General features: G+C 43.3%; 21 protein-coding genes and 1 riboswitch. Of the genes, 16 read left to right on the top strand and 5 right to left on the bottom strand.

What is annotated here, in order from left to right; all coding sequences use genetic code 11:
• Positions 1-15: 15 nt before the first annotated feature.
• The 3 genes from SporoP32a_RS04610 to SporoP32a_RS04600 all read right to left on the bottom strand — a co-directional run bounded on the left by SporoP32a_RS04610 (position 16) and on the right by SporoP32a_RS04600 (position 1,916).
• Positions 16-582: an MEDS domain-containing protein gene (locus tag SporoP32a_RS04610; RefSeq protein WP_085426832.1), complete on the bottom strand. Its 567-nt coding sequence runs from the start codon at positions 580-582 to the stop codon at positions 16-18.
• A 152-nt stretch (positions 583-734) separates the two neighbouring features.
• A complete protein-coding gene (locus SporoP32a_RS04605) occupies positions 735-1,361 on the bottom strand; it encodes a hypothetical protein (protein WP_085426831.1) in 627 nt (208 codons plus the stop codon).
• Between the two features lie 27 nt (positions 1,362-1,388).
• Positions 1,389-1,916: a hypothetical protein gene (locus tag SporoP32a_RS04600; protein WP_085426830.1), complete on the bottom strand. Its 528-nt coding sequence runs from the start codon at positions 1,914-1,916 to the stop codon at positions 1,389-1,391.
• A gap of 116 nt (positions 1,917-2,032) precedes the next feature.
• Here SporoP32a_RS04600 and SporoP32a_RS04595 point away from each other — a divergent pair, with 116 nt between their 5' ends.
• Positions 2,033-2,920, top strand: coding sequence for a 5'-3' exonuclease (locus SporoP32a_RS04595; RefSeq protein WP_085426829.1), 888 nt, complete (start codon positions 2,033-2,035; stop codon positions 2,918-2,920).
• On the opposite strand, the gene SporoP32a_RS04590 is transcribed toward SporoP32a_RS04595, so the two are convergent.
• Both SporoP32a_RS04590 and SporoP32a_RS04585 read right to left on the bottom strand, forming a co-directional pair.
• The gene (locus SporoP32a_RS04590) at positions 2,909-3,424 is read right to left on the bottom strand and encodes a C39 family peptidase (RefSeq protein WP_085426828.1); all 516 of its coding nucleotides are present in this window, start codon (positions 3,422-3,424) and stop codon (positions 2,909-2,911) included. The genes SporoP32a_RS04595 and SporoP32a_RS04590 overlap by 12 nt on opposite strands.
• A gap of 253 nt (positions 3,425-3,677) precedes the next feature.
• Positions 3,678-3,998 (bottom strand): thioredoxin family protein, encoded by a 321-nt coding sequence (locus SporoP32a_RS04585; RefSeq protein ID WP_085426827.1) that lies wholly within the window; start codon positions 3,996-3,998, stop codon positions 3,678-3,680.
• 208 nt (positions 3,999-4,206) lie between these two features.
• Here SporoP32a_RS04585 and SporoP32a_RS04580 point away from each other — a divergent pair, with 208 nt between their 5' ends.
• The 15 genes from SporoP32a_RS04580 (at position 4,207) to sufU (ending at position 20,672) form a co-directional block, all read left to right on the top strand.
• Entirely contained in the window at positions 4,207-6,591 is a 2,385-nt protein-coding gene (locus SporoP32a_RS04580; RefSeq protein ID WP_085426826.1) for a 3-hydroxyacyl-CoA dehydrogenase/enoyl-CoA hydratase family protein, read from the top strand.
• A gap of 27 nt (positions 6,592-6,618) precedes the next feature.
• Positions 6,619-7,794, top strand: coding sequence for an acetyl-CoA C-acetyltransferase (locus SporoP32a_RS04575; protein ID WP_085426825.1), 1,176 nt, complete (start codon positions 6,619-6,621; stop codon positions 7,792-7,794).
• Between the two features lie 33 nt (positions 7,795-7,827).
• Positions 7,828-9,627: an acyl-CoA dehydrogenase family protein gene (locus SporoP32a_RS04570; protein WP_369823958.1), complete on the top strand. Its 1,800-nt coding sequence runs from the start codon at positions 7,828-7,830 to the stop codon at positions 9,625-9,627.
• A 651-nt stretch (positions 9,628-10,278) separates the two neighbouring features.
• Positions 10,279-10,638, top strand: a complete 360-nt coding sequence (locus tag SporoP32a_RS04555; RefSeq protein ID WP_085426822.1) for an arsenate reductase family protein — start codon at positions 10,279-10,281, stop codon at positions 10,636-10,638.
• A 76-nt stretch (positions 10,639-10,714) separates the two neighbouring features.
• A complete protein-coding gene (gcvH, locus tag SporoP32a_RS04550; protein ID WP_085426821.1) occupies positions 10,715-11,095 on the top strand; it encodes a glycine cleavage system protein GcvH in 381 nt (126 codons plus the stop codon).
• Between the two features lie 62 nt (positions 11,096-11,157).
• Positions 11,158-11,511 carry a toprim domain-containing protein gene (locus SporoP32a_RS04545; RefSeq protein ID WP_198166222.1) on the top strand — a complete coding sequence of 118 codons (354 nt, stop codon included), beginning with the start codon at positions 11,158-11,160 and terminating at the stop codon, positions 11,509-11,511.
• The gene (locus tag SporoP32a_RS04540; protein ID WP_085426820.1) at positions 11,504-11,803 is read left to right on the top strand and encodes a thioredoxin family protein; all 300 of its coding nucleotides are present in this window, start codon (positions 11,504-11,506) and stop codon (positions 11,801-11,803) included. Before SporoP32a_RS04545 ends, SporoP32a_RS04540 begins: the two co-directional genes overlap by 8 nt.
• Positions 11,804-11,852: 49 nt before the next feature.
• A riboswitch (SAM riboswitch) is annotated at positions 11,853-11,958 on the top strand.
• An 84-nt stretch (positions 11,959-12,042) separates the two neighbouring features.
• Entirely contained in the window at positions 12,043-13,068 is a 1,026-nt protein-coding gene (locus tag SporoP32a_RS04535) for a methionine ABC transporter ATP-binding protein (protein ID WP_085426819.1), read from the top strand.
• Positions 13,061-13,729 (top strand): methionine ABC transporter permease, encoded by a 669-nt coding sequence (locus tag SporoP32a_RS04530; RefSeq protein WP_085426818.1) that lies wholly within the window; start codon positions 13,061-13,063, stop codon positions 13,727-13,729. Before SporoP32a_RS04535 ends, SporoP32a_RS04530 begins: the two co-directional genes overlap by 8 nt.
• A 65-nt stretch (positions 13,730-13,794) precedes the next feature.
• Entirely contained in the window at positions 13,795-14,649 is an 855-nt protein-coding gene (locus tag SporoP32a_RS04525; protein ID WP_085426817.1) for a MetQ/NlpA family ABC transporter substrate-binding protein, read from the top strand.
• A 309-nt stretch (positions 14,650-14,958) separates the two neighbouring features.
• Positions 14,959-16,140, top strand: a complete 1,182-nt coding sequence (locus tag SporoP32a_RS04520; RefSeq protein ID WP_085426816.1) for a dicarboxylate/amino acid:cation symporter — start codon at positions 14,959-14,961, stop codon at positions 16,138-16,140.
• Between the two features lie 770 nt (positions 16,141-16,910).
• Positions 16,911-17,690, top strand: coding sequence for a Fe-S cluster assembly ATPase SufC (sufC, locus tag SporoP32a_RS04515; protein WP_085426815.1), 780 nt, complete (start codon positions 16,911-16,913; stop codon positions 17,688-17,690).
• 18 nt (positions 17,691-17,708) lie between these two features.
• A complete protein-coding gene (gene sufD, locus SporoP32a_RS04510) occupies positions 17,709-19,016 on the top strand; it encodes a Fe-S cluster assembly protein SufD (protein ID WP_085426814.1) in 1,308 nt (435 codons plus the stop codon).
• Positions 19,016-20,245: a cysteine desulfurase gene (locus SporoP32a_RS04505; RefSeq protein WP_085426813.1), complete on the top strand. Its 1,230-nt coding sequence runs from the start codon at positions 19,016-19,018 to the stop codon at positions 20,243-20,245. The genes sufD and SporoP32a_RS04505 overlap by 1 nt, the downstream gene beginning before the upstream one ends.
• Entirely contained in the window at positions 20,235-20,672 is a 438-nt protein-coding gene (sufU, locus tag SporoP32a_RS04500) for a Fe-S cluster assembly sulfur transfer protein SufU (RefSeq protein WP_085426812.1), read from the top strand. The genes SporoP32a_RS04505 and sufU overlap by 11 nt, the downstream gene beginning before the upstream one ends.
• Positions 20,673-20,697 lie beyond the last annotated feature (25 nt).

Raw genomic sequence — 20,697 nt, 5'->3', positions numbered from 1 at the left:
ATGGCGCTAGGAACTTTACTTACATTCTCTTTCGTATACCTCTGATTGTACGAGCTCATCATTTACTATAATGAGCGGGTGCGTTTTAAATAGTAATTCTTGCAAATGCTCGGGCATGCTTTCCTCTTTGTAAGCACAGATCAGCGGAAATGATAATTCGTTCACGGCGTGGTCTACGAACCTCTCCAAGTCCTCTATAATATGCCAAGGACCGTCCATCGTCGCCCATTCTACATGTGCCCATGAACGGAATAGTAATTGATTTTCTACATAAGGCGTGACAGTTTCTGTTAAATACTGTTCAATCGTAGCGGGATGATAGCTACCAGTAGAATAATAGAAGTGGAAATTATTGATGAAATGAAGGTATTTCATTTCCTCTTCGTTTAACCTATTCTGTAACTCATTTTTTATCAAAAGATGTATACGTTCATTGTCTATTAGAATGGTATATTCGCCCGCGCGAACACCTTCCTCAATATACGCCGCAACCAATTGGATATGGTGATCTAGATCTTTGTAGGAGTAAAGAATATGTAAATTTCTCTTGCTTTCAATTAATTGTTGAATGCGGGTTTTCATATGATTTTCAACTCCTTTATATGGATGATTTTAAAAATATCATTATTTAAATGTTAGAGTAAAACGAGTCCATTGTAAAGATATGTCGTAAATAAGAAAAACCTGACAAATAGTCAGGTTTTTTTCGATATATCAATTGTATAAAATGCTTTTTACATACATCTGAATGAATCAATCTTTTTTAAGTCTAATCCATAATACTCCCATCGGTAATGGCGTGGATCCCATCGGTAGCCGGCAATCGAAGTTCTGCCAACGAATGTTGGATAGTACCAGAATCCATTATTCCGCGAAGTCCATACATACGTGTAACGGTACAGACATCCCGCTATTCCGCCTGGGTCGACTGCACGTAAATGGGCATCGGGATAACTCGGCGTTTGGCTTGGTGGAGCAAAAGTCGGTGCACTTTGTTGTGGTTGACCACCTTGGTGTCCGTGTTGATGACCTGGCTGCTGTCCTGGATAATGCTGTTGATGATGTCCTGGTTGACTAGGATACCCTGGATATGAAGGTTGTTGAGGGTACCCGGGATATCCTGGTTGTGGTGTATGCCCGTGCTGTTGCCCAGGATATCCTGGCTGCTGTCCTGGATAACCAGGTGGCCATTGAGGATTCTGTTGATTGGGTGGCGGATAACCAGGGGTATTTCCACCTTGCCACCCATGTTGTGGATATTGACCATGTTGCGGTTGATGCTGTTGATACGTCTCTTGCTGTCGCCCTGGATAACCATCAGGCAACTGCGGATACCACATACCTTCATTCTGCTGACTCAAACTATCACTCCTTCTTTTCTACTTGTTTCAAACACAACGAAACTGATCGATACGTTGTAAGTCAATACCGATATACTCCCAGCGGAATCTTCGCGCGTTCCATTGAAAACCTGCTACGGATTGTCTACCGACGAATGTCGGGTAGAACCAGAATCCATTGCGTCGAGATGTCCATACATACGTAAAGCGATACAAGCAACCCGCAATGGCACCTGGATCTACCGCGAACGTCTGGAATTCCGGGTAACTTGGAACTTGATTCGGTGGCGGAGTAGTAGGAGCGGCCGCCTGCCCACCTTGATTGGGTGACCCTTGATTGCCTCCTGGTCTACCGGGTTGCTGTCCAGGGAAATTAGGTTGCTGTGGAAAACCAGATGACCCCGGGAATCCTGGCATACCTGGGAACCACTGCATACCTGGAAAACCTTGTGATCCTGAAAACCAAGGTTGCCAAGGTGAAAACGATTGCGCTGTAGAGAAGCCTTGTGGATCAGCACCTTGCCAATTTTGATCTGTGTATTGTGGATACCACATAAATTCGTCTTGTGGATTCAACTCATTACGCCTCCTTTTTCTATTCGTTTTATCATATGCAGCCTGATAGTCATTTGACCTTATTCTCTCTTCGTTCGACAGCTGTGCTAAACTATAGGTGAAGGAAGTGGACTATAATGAATGAAAATAAACCGCATATTTTAGTAGTAGACGGAATGGCGCTCTTGTTCCGTTCGTTTTTTGCGACGGCACATAGTGGTCAGTTTTTCCGCAATGCAATGGATGTACCGACGAACGGGGTACAAGGGTTTGCACGTCACACGATGAGTGCCATCTCGATTTTCCAACCGACACATTTGGCGGTGTGCTGGGATATGGGATCGAAAACATTTCGTAATGAATTATTCGCAGACTATAAAGCGCATCGCCCAGCACCTGCACCAGAATTAATTCCACAGTTCGATATGGCACGCGAAGTATCGGAAACGCTAAGATGGAAGAGTTATGGAATTAAGAACATGGAAGCGGATGATCTGATTGGTTCGCTAGTTGAAACGTGGAAAGACGAAGCCAAATTGACCGTAGTATCGGGGGATAAAGATTTACTCCAGTTGTTGAAACCGGATGTGTCGATTGCGCTAACGAAAAAAGGATTCACGCAGTATGATGAATACACGGAAGCACGTTTTATAGAAGAGTATGGAATTACGCCGAAGCAATTTATTGATATGAAAGCATTTACTGGAGATTCGAGCGACGGATATCCTGGTGTGAAGGGGATTGGACCGAAGACGGCATTGAAGCTCATACAGGAGTATGGTTCGGTCGATGGCGTGCTTGCAGCGAAAGAAAACTTAACGGCAGGTTTGCAAAAGAAGCTAAACGCAGAAGAAGAGATGTTGATGATATCAAGAGATCTCGCAACGATTCATTGTGAAATCAAGCTGGATGATCCGCTAGAAGAATTGATCATTCCCGAGTTCACGGTAGAAACCGCCAAAGTAATGGAAGAACAGGGCTACTCCATGATTGCAAAACAAGGCCTACCGGTTTCACCGTTTTAACGGTTCGATCGTAACAAACGTCAAAATCTTTTTATTCGGCTCATAAGGGATAGAGCGTACACGGCTCGCGCTATTTCTGCCACCGTGATCATGAACGAGTACAAGCAGTTGATTGTCTACATATTCATAGCCAACCATTACGACCCAGTGGTAATTGAATGAAAAACGACTACGCCATTTGAATTTGAACCATTTATCAAATTTCAACGCAACAGGACGGTCTTCATCGATCTGTTCAATTGCCTGCTGTACAGTACAAACTTTCACATTCCATTGCGAGCCGAGCATTTGGTTCAGCCTACGAACAAACCGCCAAGTAGGCAAACCAATCTTCGTACTACCTAATGTTCGATACAGCTCATTAATAGAAGGAGTTTGTTCGGTGGGAAAGAAATGGCGCAACAATACATACGCTGTAACAGACCCGCAAGCCGATGGACGATAGCGTGGTTCAATGTCGTGATCATATTGTGATTTGCCTTTCACTTCTATGTATTTGGACATGCTGAATGCCTCCTTTTAGTGGGTATGTTATGGGGCTGGGAATGCTGAAATGCTCAATGAATCCGCGTGACCGCTCTATGTAACCGGTTAGACTGCTCTAGCCAACCGCGCGACCGCCCTATCCAGGCCGTTGAGCGCTCTATCAGCCGTGTTAACCACTCATAGCCGCCACGCAACCGCTCTTAGACCTTCAAACTAAACTATAAAACAAATGCTGAGAACCTAGAGGCTCTCAGCATTTTTATTACCATCTTTAGATCTTTACTTCATCTAAGAACGCCATAACTTGTTCAGGTGACTTCGCAAACGCACTATGCAAGTGTGCATGCTTTTCACCATTTTTGAAGACTAACAAGCTTGGAATACCCATGACTTCATACTTCTCAGCGATTTCAGGAATAACGTCGCGATCCGCATCATACCATGTGTATGTATCGTATTTTTCAACGATTGGATCGATGAACATGTCCATACGCTTACAGTCAGGGCACCAGCCAGCTTCAAACTTCACAAGCACTGGTTTGTCGCTCGCAATGATTTCTTCAAACTCACTTGCTGTTTTAATTTCTTTCATTTCTATCGCCTCCATTCAATGAATAGTGTACAATGATTCTAAAGCATTGGGAATTAAAGTGCTTATTTTAAAAAGTCAGATTAAATATGAAATAAATATTGCGAAATAGTTTCAAATGATTTATACTAGCAATTATAGGCAATGCGTATTTTTTTTACGCTATAAATGAATGAGTGTTCATTCAAAGAACATAAGGGGAGGATTGCACGTGACTTATCAAATTAGAAAAGCAGCAGTTTTAGGATCTGGAGTTATGGGTTCTGGTATTGCAGCACACTTAGCGAATATTGGCATTCCCGTACTTTTATTGGATATCGTACCACCGAAATTAGGTGCAGACGACGAGGCCAAAGGATTAACGTATGACGATCCAAAGTTCCGTAATAAGTTTGCGGCTACAGCATTGGAGAAATTACAAAAACAAAAGCCGGCACCTCTGACAACGAAGAAAAGCTTAGCATTACTTACACCAGGAAATTTCGAGGACCATTTGGATCAATTGAAAGACGTAGATTGGATCATTGAAGTCGTCGTAGAAAACCTTGATATTAAAAAGAGTTTATATGAAAAGATTGAAAATGTGCGAAAGCCAGGCACCATCATTTCATCCAATACATCGGGTATTAGTATTGAAGCGATGACAGAAGGACGTTCGGAAGATTTCCAGAAACACTTCCTTGGCACACACTTCTTCAATCCTCCAAGATACTTGAAATTGCTTGAGATTATTCCTACAAAAACCACATCACCTGAAGTTGTCGAGTTCATGACAGTGTTCGGTGAGGATCGTTTAGGTAAGGGAGTCGTCATTGCGAAAGATACACCAAACTTTATCGGCAACCGAATCGGTACGTATGGTTTACAAGTGACATTGCATGAAATGCTAGAACGCGGTTATACAATCGGAGAAATCGATTCAATTACAGGTACATTGATCGGTCGTCCGAAATCCGCAACATTCCGTACATTGGATGTAGTGGGACTAGACACGTATATGCACGTTGCGAAAAACGTCTACGATCAAACGACAGGTGAAGAGCAAAAAATCTTCGAATTGCCAGACGTCGTTACGAAAATGATTGATAATGGCTGGATCGGTGCGAAGGCGAAACAAGGCTTCTACGTTAAAGAAGGCCGAGATATTCTTGAACTCGATATGAAGACATTAGAATATATTCCTACACAGAAAATGAAAGCGCCTTCAATCGAAATGGCAAAACAGCAAAAAGGACTAGCTAACAAAGTGAAAACATTGCTGTATGCAAAAGATCGTGCAGGCGAGATTTTGTGGAATACATTAACACCGACAATGCTATATGCTGCCCAACTTCATGGAGAAATTGCAGACGATATCGTTTCGATCGACAACGCAATGAAATGGGGCTTCGGCTGGACGCAAGGACCGTTTGAAATTTGGGACGCAATCGGCGTGAAGAAGTCTGTTGACATGCTAAAAGAAGAAGGTAAGGAAATTCCTGAATTCGTTCAGTCATTGCTCGATAAAGGCTATGAAACTTTCTATAAAGAAGAGGATGGCGACACGTACTACTTCGACGGCTCGGACTATCAGGTTGTGCAAGTAAATGAGAAAGCTATCAACTTGAAGCAGTATAAGAAAAAGCACGGCGTGATCAAGAAAAATTCTGGCGCAAGCTTGATCGATCTTGGCGATGGCGTAGCTCTACTAGAATTCCATTCACAATCAAATGCTATTGGTCTAGACATCATTCAGATGATCAACTTCGCGGTAGATGAAGTGGAGAAGAACTTCAAAGGGCTTGTGATCGGGAATCAGGGGAAAAACTTCTGTGTCGGCGCAAACCTAGGCATGATTTTAATGGAAGCGCAAGATGATAATATCTTTGAACTCGACTTTGTCATCCGTTCATTCCAGAATGCGATGTTGAAGATTAAATATAGTGGCAAGCCAGTTGTTGTGGCACCATTCCAGATGACGCTAGGTGGCGGGGCGGAAGTTTGTCTTCCAGCTGCACATATTCAGGCATCTATGGAAACGTATATGGGACTTGTTGAAGTAGGGGTAGGCTTGATTCCTGGAGGTGGCGGAAACGTCAACTTGTATCAGAAGCATCTGAAAGGTCTACCGAACGGTGTACCTACTGATTATCAACATATTGCGAATAAAGTATTCGAATCGATCGCGATGGCGAAAGTTTCAACATCGGCTGACGAAGCAAGAGAGAATAACTTCCTCGACTTTGCAGACGGCATAAGTGTCAATCCAGATCACCAGATTTATGATGCGAAGCAAGCGGCACTGGCTTTATTTGAAGCGGGCTACGTTGCACCAAAGCGAGCGAAAGTTCCCGTAACAGGCGATTCGGGCTATGCGACATTATTGTTAGCAGCTGAAGGCATGTACGGTTCTGGATTCATTAGCGAACATGATTTGAAAATTGCGAAGAAACTCGCGTACGTGCTAGCAGGCGGAAAAATTCCGTACGGTACACGTGTAGATGAGCAGTACTTACTTGATTTAGAACGCGAAGCATTTTTAAGTTTAGTAGCAGAACCGAAATCACAGCAGCGTATGCAGCATATGCTGGTCAAGGGTAAGCCGTTACGTAACTGATGAGAGATAGTTAAAGGAGGAAACAGAATGCGCGAAGCAGTAATTGTAGCCGGTGCTCGAACACCGATTGGAAAAGCAGGAAGAGGTTCTTTGGCAACTGTCCGTCCGGATGATCTTGGGGCGTTGACTATAAAGGAAACATTGAAACGTGCAGGGAATTATGATGGACCGATCGATGATTTAATCATCGGTTGTGCCATGCCTGAAGCGGAACAAGGAATGAACGTAGCGCGTAATATTGGCGCATTGGCAGGGTTACCGGATACGACACCAGCCGTAACGGTCAACCGCTTTTGTTCATCTGGCTTACAGTCGATCGCCTATGCAGCAGAGCGAATCATGCTCGGTCACTCAGAAGCTGTCTTAGCAGGTGGCGTTGAATCGATGAGTATGGTTCCGATGATGGGAAACACGATTCGTCCAAACTTTAAATTAGCAGAAGAAGCGCCTGAATATTATATGGGAATGGGACATACAGCCGAGCAAGTGGCGCAAAAGTATGGTATCTCACGTGAAGATCAGGACGCGTTCGCAGTCGAATCACATAAACGTACGGAAGCGGCAATCAAAGAAAATAAATTTGTTGATGAGATTGTACCTGTTGAAGTAACGAAGCGTTTTGTCGATGCAGACGGCAAGTATCAGGAAAAGACGGTTTTATTCGAAATGGATGAAGGCGTGCGTCCTGGCACGACGACGGAAGTACTGGGGAAATTACGTCCGGCATTCGCAGCGAAAGGTTCCGTAACAGCTGGTAACGCGTCACAAACATCTGACGGTGCAGGAATGGTCTTATTAATGGATCGAGAAGTTGCTGAACAGCGCGGCTTGAAGCCGATGGCAAAATTCCTTTCATTCGCAGTAGGCGGCGTTCCACCAGAAGTGATGGGGATCGGACCGATTGTAGCTGTGCCTAAAGCATTGAAGCTTGCAGGTTTATCTATTGAAGATATCGATCTTTTTGAGCTCAATGAAGCATTTGCCTCTCAGTCGCTCGCAGTTATTCGCGAACTAGGACTTGATACAGATAAAGTGAACGTCAATGGTGGCGCGATTTCATCAGGTCATCCACTAGGCGCAACAGGAACTATTTTGACGTTGAAATTAATTAATGAATTGAAACGCCAAGGCAAAAAGTACGGTGTCGTCACGATGTGTATCGGTGGCGGAATGGGAGCAGCTGGAGTGTTCGAAGTTCTATAAAAATAATACAGACAAACAATAGGGGGAAATTATATGACTAAAGCTATGGAGGGAACTACTATGACTGAATTCGTAAAAGGTGGCGCATTTTTAACTGAGGATATGGACGCAAGTCGCGTATTTACACCAGAGGACTTCACAGATGAGCAAAAGATGATTGCCAAAACAACGGAAGAGTACGTAAAAAACGACGTAACACCGTTAATTGAAAAGCTAGAGAACCATGAATTTGAAAACTCTGTAACATTGCTGAAGAAAGCTGGAGATCTAGGTCTTCTAGCAGCAGATATTCCAGAAGAGTATGAGGGACTTGCACTAGATAAGATTTCATCTGCATTGATTGCGGAGAAATTATCAGTGGCAGGCGGCTTCTCAATCACTCACGGAGCGCACGTAGGGATCGGTACATTACCGATCGTTCTATTCGGTAACCATGAACAAAAAATGAAGTACTTGCCAAACTCCGCAAGTGGAGCGAAAATTTCCGCTTATGCATTGACAGAGCCAAGCTCAGGATCAGACGCATTAGGCGCGAAGACCACTGCTAAATTAAACGCTGCAGGTACACACTATGTACTGAACGGTGAAAAACAGTGGATCACAAACTCTGCATTTGCTGATGTATTCGTAGTCTACGCAAAAGTAGATGGCGACAAGTTCACAGCGTTTATCGTAGAAAAAGAATATCCAGGCGTTTCAGTAGGACCCGAAGAGAAGAAAATGGGTATCAAATCATCTTCTACACGTACGTTGATTCTAGAAGACGCAGAAGTACCTGTTGAAAACTTATTAGGTGAAATTGGTCGCGGACACGTGATCGCGTTCAACATTCTAAACATCGGTCGGTACAAGCTTGGAGTAGGTACAATCGGCGGATCGAAGCGTGCACTTGAATTGGCTATCAAATATGCGAATCAGCGTAAGCAGTTCGACACACCGATTTCTTCATTCAACTTAACGAAAGAAAAATTCGGTACGATGGCTTCTATGTTGTACGCAACAGAAAGCTTGATCTATCGTACAGTTGGATACTTCGAAGAGCGTAACGCGGCGATGAGCCCTGAAGAGCAAAAAGACGGCGCAAAAGTGGCGGCTTCCATTGCTGAATACGCAATTGAATGTTCTATCAATAAAGTAGTAGGTTCAGAAGTGTTGGATTACATCTCTGACGAAGCGGTTCAAATCCACGGCGGTTACGGCTTCATGGCTGAGTACGAAGTAGAGCGTATCTACCGCGACTCACGTATTAACCGTATTTTCGAAGGAACGAATGAAATCAACCGAATGATCGTTCCAGGCACATTCTTGAAGAAAGCAATGAAAGGCGAATTGCCATTGCTTCAACAAGCACAAGCATTGCAAGAAGAGTTGTTAATGCTTATGCCGGAAGAAGTGGGCGACGAAGCATTGGCTCAAGAGAAGGCGCTTGTGAAGAACGCGAAGAAAATCGGCATCTTGGTTGCAGGACTTGCAGCACAGCGTTATGGCACGAAGTTGGATCAAGAGCAAGAGATTCTTGTGAACATCGCAGATATTGCGAATGATCTATTCGGTATGGAGTCTGCATTGCTTCGTACGGAGAAGGCGATCAACAAGAACGGCGAAGAGAAAGAGAACCAGAAGCTTCTTTATACACAGATCTTCTGTCAAGAAGCGTTCGGACGTATCGAAGCGGCAGCAAAAGAGACATTGCTTGCAGCAGTAGACGGCGACAACCAGCGCATGATGATTTCGGCGTTGCGTAAGTTGACTCGTAACAATCCGTATAACTTGATTGCGAAGAAGCGTGAAGCGGCTGAGAAGCTGATCGAAGCAGAGAAGTATATCGTATAATTATAGCTCAGACATAACGCCTCCTACGTGGGGCGTTTTTTGTTGTTTCTGGAATTGTTTAAGTTCAAGTTCAAGTTCAAGTTCCAAAGCAAGTGCTTGGGAGTAGTGAGTGAATTTGTGAGTGGTTCGGGATGGAAGCTCCAGTTGGGGGACGCTTTCCCATGGGCTCGGCTTGAGCCGCTTCCTACGCTTCGCTCCGTCCAGGGTCTCAAGGCTTTCGCTGATCCATCGGGAGTCGCCCCCAACTTCCGCTTCCATCCTACGTTGATAGTATGAGTACTTAGATCACTCACTGTAGATTGTATGTAACGAATTGTTTTATTTTAACTTATTTAAGTTCAAGTGCTAGGGCTCAAGTCCAAGTTCAACAACAATTACAAACCTAACTTTAATGCGCAACAAAAAGTATCATCCACTCACATTGCAAGGGATTGGAGTGTAGGAGGGGCGACTCTGGGAGGATCAGCGGGACAGGTGAAACACCCTGCGAGCGAAGCGAAGGGGTGTGGTTCACCGCCCGCCCTCCAGAACGCGTCCCCTCCGAAGCGCAAATCCCCACCCCAGCACTCTGCCAGCTTCTCATTGTTATCACGCCAAACTAGTATCCACACGCCTTTATTTGCTATACTGAAAAAAAGGAGGATTACGACTATGACTATCACATACTACGGCTATCCGAAATGTACCACATGCCGCAAAGCGAAGAAATGGCTCGAGAACGAGGGGATTTCATTCGAAGAACACAACATCGCCGAACAACCACCGAGCGAAGACGACCTTCGTAGCATGATCGCAAACTCCGGGCTCGAAATGAAGAAGTTCTTCAACACAAGCGGCATGAAATATCGCGAGCTCAATTTGAAAGACAAACTACCTACCATGACAGACGACGAAAAGATCGCACTGCTCGCTTCAGACGGAATGCTCATCAAACGTCCACTCGTGTCGGACAACCAAAAAGTGACCGTTGGTTTCAATGAAACAACATTCGCAGAAACATGGAAGAAATGATCTAGAATCTTGTCTTTACGCGGGAACTATGGCAAACTAAAGATAGATAAACTATTATATTTTTGGAGGTAACGACATGAGCACACCAAAAGATTTACGTTATTCAGAAGAGCACGAATGGGTAAAAGAAGAAGACGGTAAATACCGTATCGGAATCACACATTTTGCACAGTCTGAACTAGGGGATATCGTATTCGTTGAACTCCCACAAGTTGGCGATCAATTGAAATCTGACGAGCCTTTCGGAAGCGTTGAATCAGTGAAAACTGTTTCTGAATTGTATGCTCCACTAACTGGTAAAGTTGTAGAAGTGAACGAAAACCTTGAAGACAGCCCTGAATTGGTTAACGAATCTCCATACGAAGGTGCATGGATGGTTGTAGTTGAAATCGATGACAAAGCTGAATTGGATGCGTTAATGACAGCTGAACAATACGAAGAAATGACAGCTGAATAATCATCACAAAGGAAAGCGCTGGAACGTCTCAGCGTTTTTTTTACACTCTAGGAGGAAGCGGCATGGACCTGAAAGTTCTCATTGTAGAAGGCGGTTCGGATCGTAAGCGGTTAGTGCCGATCCTTGCAGAGCCTGTAGAGATTCTTTGTACGAATGGTACCATCAGTGCGTACCACATCGAAGAACTGCTTGAGCCGTACGAGCAACATGAAATCTTCATATTTTTGGATGCGGACGCGTCGGGTGAATCGATTCGTAAGCTGTTCAAACAACTGTATCCGGGAGCTAGACACCTATACACGGATCGTCTCTATCGTGAAGTGGAGACGACGCCTATCAAGCTATTGGCCAGCATTTTAGCTGCCGCCAATTTTAAAGTACATCCTAAATTTTTGGCAGGTGGAACACATGAATAATTGGTCAATCGAAGACTGGAAACATGCAAAGGCGGCGGAGCAAATAGCCGCTTTTTATTTATTTACACCTATGTGTGGTACCTGTGCAGTCGCTTCGAAAATGTTAACGGTAATAGAAGCGATGCGACCGGAATTGCCCATTGGAAAAGCGGATTTGAATTACGTCCAGGATATTGCAATCGAATATGAAGTAGAGAGCGTTCCTTGTTTGCTCATTCAACGAAAAGGCGAGCCGATAGAAAAAATTTACGCTTTTCAATCTGTACCTTATCTACTGGAGAAGCTCAGTTGACAATAGAATTCGAAGTATGGTATAAGTAGATAATCAATTGAATACGTAACTCTTATAAAGAGCGGTGGAGGGAAGTGCCCTATGAAGCCCGGCAACCGTCACATATGTGAAATGGTGCCAATTCACTCAAAGTGTAATGCTTTGATAGATGAGAGAAATGGTAACGTACATATGTATATACGTTGGACCTTTCTGCTCAACTGCAGGAAGGTCTTTTTAAATTAAAGGTGGTGCGGAAAATGATTCAACTAGCAAACGTTCATAAAAGGTTCCAATTGAACCGTTCAGAAATTGTCGCAGTAGATGATGTGACATTTGACATCGAAGAAGGAGAAATTTTCGGCGTCATCGGATACAGCGGAGCAGGTAAAAGTACATTGATCAGACTACTGAATGGTCTTGAAACTCCGACGTCCGGTAGTATTAAGATTAATGAACAGGAAATGACGACGTTAAAAGGTGCAGGCTTGCGCAATGCGCGACAGAAAATCAGCATGATCTTTCAACACTTTAATTTGTTGTGGTCGAGAACGGTAGAAGAGAATATCATGTTTCCTCTTGAAATCGCTGGCGTGAAGAAATCGGCACGCAAGCAAAAAGTCAAAGAACTAATTGATTTAGTTGGATTGACAGGACGCGAAAAGGCGTATCCATCACAACTTTCAGGCGGTCAGAAGCAACGTGTCGGTATTGCACGTGCCCTTGCAAATGATCCGGAAGTATTGCTTTGTGATGAAGCGACATCCGCACTCGATCCAGAAACAACGAATGCTATTCTGGATTTATTAACGGATATTAATGAACGTCTTGGACTGACAATTGTTTTGATTACGCATGAAATGCATGTCATTCGTAAGATCTGTAATCGGGTGGCGGTCATGGAAGCCGGAAAAGTGATGGAAATCGGTAACGTGTTGGACGTTTTCCAATCTCCACAGGCTGATATTACGAAGCGTTTCATTTCACAAGTGACAGATACTGGTGATACGGATGCAGCGATGGCTCATTTACAAGAAGAAGTACCTCAAGGGAAGCTAGTGAAGTTAGCCTTCATTGGAGAGCGTACGGAACAGCCAGTGCTTGCTGAGTTAATCCGTAAATTTCCAATTGACGTCAACATCGTACAAGGGAATATTTCGACTACGCGTGACGGCGCATATGGCACATTAGTACTTCAATTGGTAGGCGATACAGCGATCATTGATGAAGCAATCGTCTTCTTAGATGCCAATGAAGTAAAGACGGAGGTGCTGCTACATGATTGAGCAATGGTTCCCGAATGTTGACTGGGACAAAATGTGGCTTGCGACAGGCGAGACGCTCTATATGTCCGCATACTCGACATTCTTTACGTTCGTTTTTGGTATCGCACTTGGACTTATATTGTTTTTGACTAGCCCAGGACAATTATGGGCTAATAAAATGATTAACGTTATTACTGGCGCGTTCGTGAATATATTCCGATCAATTCCATTCATCATTTTAATTATTTTACTTATCCCATTTACAAAGTTATTGTTTGACAGCATGCGTGGACCGAATGCGGCATTGCCTGCGTTAATCATCGGGGCGGCTCCATTTTACGGACGCATGGTATTGATCGCGTTGCAGGAAATCGATAAAGGGGTTATCGAAGCAGCTCGCTCAATGGGTGCCAAAACATCCACTATTATTTTCAAGGTCTTGTTGCCTGAATCGATGCCAGCATTGGTTTCTGGAATTACGGTGACATCTATTGCACTTGTCGGCTATACGGCGATGGCAGGGGTCATTGGTGCTGGAGGGCTCGGTACACTTGCGTATTTAGAAGGGTTCCAGCGTAGCAGGGAAGACGTTACGATCATGGCAACGATTTTAGTATTGGTTGTCGTATTCATCATCCAAATTATTGGTGATCTCATTGTAAAACGTTTGGACAAACGGTAATAGGATTTTCAGGGTAACCTGTTGACCATAAAACATTCCATTAATGGAGAGGGAGAAATGTGGAGATGAAGAAATTTTTATTCGGTTTATTCGCAGCAGTATTAGTGCTTGCACTGGCAGCATGCGGAACGAAAGACGATAGCAAGGACGGGGCAGCACCAGATGTGGACGAGGCTGAAAAAGGCGAGAAAACAACATTGACAGTAGGGGCGTCTAACACGCCACACGCAGTCATTTTGGAAGAAGCAAAGCCATTACTAGCTGAAAAGGGCTATGATTTAGTAATTGAAAGTTACACAGATTATGTACTTCCCAATAAAGATTTGGATGAAGGTGAATTGGATGCGAACTACTTCCAACACATTCCATACTTAGAAAGTCAGATTGCTGATTTCGGTTATGATTTCGTCAATGCTGGTGCAATCCACATCGAGCCAATCGGTGTGTACTCTAAGAAATATGATTCACTTGAAGAACTTCCTGAAGGTGCTACAATCTTGATCAGTAACTCGGTTGCAGATCACGGACGTGTACTGGCTATGCTTGAGGAAAAAGGCTTGATTAAGTTGGCTGACGACGTAGAAAAAGTGAAAGCAGAAGTAGGAGATATCGTAGAAAATCCGAAAGATCTAAAGTTTGATGCGAACTACGAAGCAGCATTAATGCCTCAGTTGTATGCGAATGATGAAGGCGATGCATTGTTGATCAACTCGAACTTTGCAATCGACGCTGGTTTAAATCCAATGGAAGATTCTATTGCGCTAGAAGATAAAGAGTCTCCTTATGTTAACGTAATTGCTGTTAATAGCGGTGACGAAGACAGTGATGCAATCAAAGCTTTGGTCGAAGTATTGACTTCAGAACAAATCCAAAACTTCATTTTAGACGAATGGTCTGGATCAGTCGTTCCAGTACAATAAACAAAGACAAACCGGTAGCTATTGCAGCTACCGGTTTTTTATTAGGCTAGTTAAGCTCAATCATTTGCGTGAGCGCTCTATTACGCCCGCTAAGCGCTCTATTCAAGCGTTTGAATGCTCTATAGGGCATGTTATTCGCTCTATTCGCATCCGTATTCGCTCATAGACCTCCCATAACCGCTCATAGACAACCCACGACCTCTAAATAAATTTACATGAACCCCAAACAAAATCTTCTTTATTCTTTCGACATGTGGTAAAGTTAATTTTGTTTGAGTAATACATATGTGTATTTGAGGAGGACGTATTGTGAAGTTTAAATTAGGGCTTATTTGGCGAATTTTGATTGCCATTGCCCTGGCAATTGGACTAGGCTTGTTATTGCCGACGATCCATGAAGGATTTGCGCATTGGTTCGTTCGTTTAGCAGCCACATTTAATATGTTATTCGGTGGATTCTTGAACTTTGTAGTTCCACTGATCATCATCGCGTTTATCGCACCAAGTATTGCAAAGCTCGGGGCAGGTTCAGGCAAACTACTAGGCATGTCTGCTGCGTTTGCTTATGGCTCTACAATTATCGCTGGTTTGCTTGCTTATTTAGCAGCAACGAATATTTTACCGAACTTTATTCAACCAACGACTAATACGGACATTGCAGAGGGCGCACGTGAAGCTGGAGTCGCATTCTTTGAAATGGAAATGGATCCAATGATGGGTATTATGACAGCGTTACTGATGGCATTCTTACTTGGAATTGGGATGGCAGCGATTAAAGGTAAGACGATGTTATCATTTTTTGATGAGTTTAATTTGATTATTGATAAGGTTATTTCCGTTGTAATCATACCATTACTACCATTCCATATTTTCGGGATTTTCCTGAATATGACGTATACAGGGGAAGTAGCAAACGTGCTTTCTGTCTTCGTATTCGTTTTCATTATGATTATTGCACTTCATTTGATCATGCTGACTTTCCAATACACAGTGGCGGGAACATTGAACAAACGTAATCCGTTTATGTTAATGAAAACGATGCTACCTGCGTATTTAACAGCCATCGGAACTCAGTCTTCTGCTGCAACGATTCCGGTTACGCTACGCCAGGCGAAAAAGACAGGTGCTTCAGAACGCGTAACGAACTTCGCGGTTCCGTTATTCGCAACGATTCACCTGTCAGGTAGTACAATTACCATCGTCTCTTGTTCAATCGGGGTTATGCTGATGAACGGGTTCGACGTTAGCTTTGGTGCGTACTTGCAATTCATCTTTATGCTAGGTGTTACAATGATCGCAGCTCCGGGAGTACCGGGTGGTGCAGTCGTTGCCGCAACTGGACTTCTGACGACTATGCTTGGATTCACCGACGGCATGGTAGCATTAATGATCGCATTATACCTAGCACAAGATAGCTTCGGAACAGCAACAAACGTAACAGGCGACGGCGCACTTGCAATGATCGTCGACCGCTTCACTAAAAAAGTATAGAGATATAAAGGAGCTGCCCCTTCGCCATTATTTCAAATGACGAAGAGTGACAGCTCCTTTTTGACTTGCAAAAGTATAGGAAATAGGGGAAAGGTGGCATAGTGTTGAAGTAGGGATTTCGAGTGCAAAAACCTACTTCCAATGCTACGCTTATCTTCACAATGTAAGCAGGTAAAACTTTTTCATTGTGCATTAAAGCTAGAATTGTACTCTACTTTGAACTTGAACTTAAATTAATTTTAAACATAACAATAATTCAAATACTTAGTTCAATGAATAATCTAAGTACCTGTACTATCAAAGTAGGATGGAAGCGGAAGTTGGGGGCGAAGTGCAAAGATGTGCTCCTAACGCTTCGCTTTTACTCGCAAAAGCCGTTCTTCGTTACGGCTCTTCCCGCGGGCCCATGGGAAAGCGTCCCCCAACTGGAGCTTCCATCCCGAACCATTTACTAAGTAACTAACTATGCCCAAGCAATCGCTTTTAAACTCAACCTGCATAAAAAGTTCTAACTTCATCATTTTTCAATCAACTTTATTTTCTCATCTAATTCTTATGTACCAATCTACAGTTGATTCTCATTCACTAGTAGTCAATTGAAAAATAAATAACAAGAAAAACGCAGCCAGCCACAAGCTGCCAATGATATTGTTCAATATTTGTAATGATTCTTAAAGATTTGCAACCAACTCGAATATGAGTTAAGATTAGAATGATACTAAATAGAGAATGGATAAACCATTCAACGTGATCATACTGGAGGTATTGGAATGGCAATTTTGGAAATTAAAGATCTTCATGTCCAAATTGAGGACAAAGAAATCTTAAAGGGTGTTACCTTAACAATAAATACAAATGAGATCCATGCAATCATGGGTCCCAATGGTACGGGGAAATCTACGCTTGCATCAGCAATCATGGGTCACCCGAAATATGAAGTCACTTCTGGATCAATTACAATTGATGGAGAAGACGTATTAGCAATGGAAGTAGATGAGCGCGCAAGAGCAGGTCTATTCCTAGCAATGCAATATCCAAGTGAAATCACTGGCGTAACGAACGCAGACTTCCTCCGTTCTGGAGTGAACGCACGTCGTGAAGAAGGCGATGAAATTTCATTGATGAAATTTATTCGTGAAATGGATAGCAAGATGGAAGTTCTTGAAATGGAAGAAGATATGGCAACTCGTTATTTAAACGAAGGTTTCTCTGGTGGAGAGAAAAAGCGTAATGAAATTCTCCAGCTAATGATGTTGAAACCAAAGTTTGCAGTACTTGACGAAATTGACTCAGGTCTAGATATCGACGCATTGAAAATTGTTTCTAACGGAATCAACCAAATGCGCGGTGAAGGTTTTGGTTGCTTGATCATCACTCACTACCAGCGTTTGTTAGACTACATCACGCCGGACAAAGTGCATATCATCATGCAAGGTAAAATCGTTAAAACTGGTGGTTCTGAATTGGCCAAGAAACTTGAAGTTGAAGGATATGACTGGATCAAAGAAGAGCTAGGTATCGAAGACGAAACTGTTGGACAAGAAGCATAAGAAAGGGGACGACTCAAAATGACGGTTGAAACAACATTGGCATTGACCGAACAAGACGTCCGCTCTTATTCCGCAAAAGTGGAGGAAGCTGCTTGGATGGCAGATTTTCGTTCGAATGCTCTAGCTAAAGCTGAAGTACTCGAAATGCCAAGACCAGATAAAACTAAGATTACAAAGTGGAATTTCACGGAATTCCCTTCACATACAGTTGAAAGCTCAATCTTCGCGGGCTTGGAAGAAATGCCAACAGAAGCGAAAGCATTGATTGATGACGAACAACAACAAAACATTTACGTGCAGCACAATAACACACCTGCATACCTTTCATTGTCAGAAGATCTGAAGTCACAAGGCGTTATTATGACGGATATCTTCACGGCATCACGCGAACACAGTGAGTTGTTGCAGAAACACTTGATGACTAATGGTGTGAAAGTGGATGAGCATAAATTAACAGCTCTTCACGCAGCATTGATCAACGGTGGAGTATTTGTCTACGTACCTAAAAACGTAGTTATCGAAGATCCACTGCAAGTACTCTTCATTCACGATAATGAAGAAGCTTCATTATTTAACCACGTAGTAATTGTCGCAGAGGAAAACAGCCAAGTAACATATGTAGAAAGCTATCTTTCTACTATCGAGCATGCGGCAACTCAAGCGAACATTGTATCTGAAGTATTTGCTATGGCGAATGCGAAAATTGTCTACGGTGCAGTCGACGTATTAGCAGAAGGTATGACAACTTATGTCAACCGTCGCGGTGTTACTGGACCTCACGCACGCATTGAGTGGGCGCTTGGACTGATGAACGACAGCAATACGATTTCTGAAAACATCACGCATTTAGTAGGTGACGGTTCATCTAGTGATATGAAATCCGTAGTCGTCGGACGCGGTAACCAGAAACAAAACTTCACATCTGAAATCGTACACTGGGGACTTGATACAGACGCTTTCATTTTGAAGCACGGTGTAATGAAAGAAAACTCTACTGCCATCTTTAATGGAATCGGTCGTATCGCAAAAGGCGCTACTCGTTCTAACGCAGTGCAAGAGTCACGTATTCTGATGTTGGGTGAAAGAGGGCGCGGAGACGCAAACCCGATTTTACTCATCGATGAAGACGATGTAACAGCAGGTCACGCAGCTTCAGTAGGACGTGTAGATCCTCTACAAATGTTCTATCTAATGAGCCGTGGTATTACACAAGAAGAAGCAGAACGCCTCATCATTCATGGTTTCTTAGCTCCAGTCGTTAGCAAATTGCCAATCGCAGGAGTTAGAAAACAATTGACGGAGGTTATTGAAAGGAAAGTGCGCTAATGCTCAGCAAAGACATCCGCAATCATTTCCCTATATTAGACCAAGAAGTCAATGGACATCCTCTTGTCTACTTGGATAGTGCTGCTACATCACAAAAGCCTGTTCAAGTAATTGAGGCACTGAATCGCTACTATCGCTTTGATAACTCGAATGTTCACCGTGGGGTGCATACACTTGGGAATCGCGCGACAGACGGCTATGAAGGTGCTCGCGAGAAAGTCCGTAAATTCATTAATGCCAAATCCACGCAAGAAGTGATCTTCATGCGCGGTACAACAACAGCTATCAACACTGTTGCGCAAAGTTATGGCCGTGCCAATGTCTCGGAAGGTGACGAGATCGTCATTACACATATGGAGCACCATTCCAATATTATTCCGTGGCAACAGCTCGCAAAAGAAACTGGCGCCGTGTTAAAATATATTGATTTAGAAGAAGACGGTACATTATCACTTGATAAAGTACGGGAAACCATTACAGACAAAACGAAAATTGTTTCGATCATGTATGTTTCCAACGTCCTCGGTACGATGAATCCGATTGAAGAAATCACAAAAATTGCCCATCAACATGGCGCAGTGATGTGTGTGGATGCTGCACAAGCAGCTCCACATTTAAAAATAGATGTACAGAATCTAGATTGCGACTTCCTTGCATTTTCCGGACACAAAATGTGTGGACCTACCGGTATCGGTGTCCTCTACGGTAAGAAGGATTTGCTCAATAATATGGAACCTATCGAATTCGGCGGCGAAATGATTGATTTTGTCGGATTATACGAATCCACATGGAAAGAGTTGCCTTGGAAATTTGAAGGCGGCACACCTATTATTGCAGGAGCTATCGGACTCGGTGCAGCCATCGACTTCCTGGAAGAAATCGGTTTGGATGCTATCGAAAAGCATGAACACGAACTAGCTGGTTATGCTATGGATAAAATGTCTGAAATCGACGGTTTGACCATTTACGGTCCAAGAGATCCAGAAAAGCGCGCAGGATTGGTCACATTCAATTTGGATGACGTCCATCCTCACGATGTTGCTACTGTACTCGATATGAATGGTATAGCTGTTCGTGCAGGTCACCATTGTGCACAACCGTTGATGAAATGGTTACAAGTTTCTTCGACAGCACGTGCTAGCTTCTATCTTTACAACACCACTGATGACGTAGATCGCCTCGTGGAAGGACTTCGCACAACAAAGGAGTATTTTAACGATGTCTACTAATAAATTAGATCAACTTTATCGTTCTGTAATTATGGAGCACTATAAACACCCGAAAAACAAAGGCGTCTTGGAGAATGGTAATGTTACAATCGACATGAACAATCCAACTTGTGGTGACGTCATCCGTTTAACAATGAACGTAGAAGACGACATCGTCAAGGATGTTAAGTTTGAAGGCGAAGGATGTTCCATTTCAATGGCATCTGCTTCCATGATGACACAGATGATTAAAGGTGAAACAACAGAGCGCGCATTGCAATTAGCTCATACTTTTTCAAATATGATGCTAGGCAAAGATATTGATGAGTCGATTGATCTTGACGACTTAGAAGCACTATCGGGTGTCGCGCAATTCCCTGCCCGCATAAAATGTGCAACATTGAGCTGGAAGGCGATGGAAAAGGGAGTCTCTGGCGAGTCGCAGTGACCTTGGCCATAGTACGAGCAATTAT

Origin of the sequence: Sporosarcina ureae, from assembly GCF_002109325.1 — a bacterium.
GTDB classification, from domain to species: domain Bacteria; phylum Bacillota; class Bacilli; order Bacillales_A; family Planococcaceae; genus Sporosarcina; species Sporosarcina ureae_C.
Note: the sequence above shows the minus strand (reverse complement) of the source record. Positions and strands in the feature narration are given on the sequence as shown.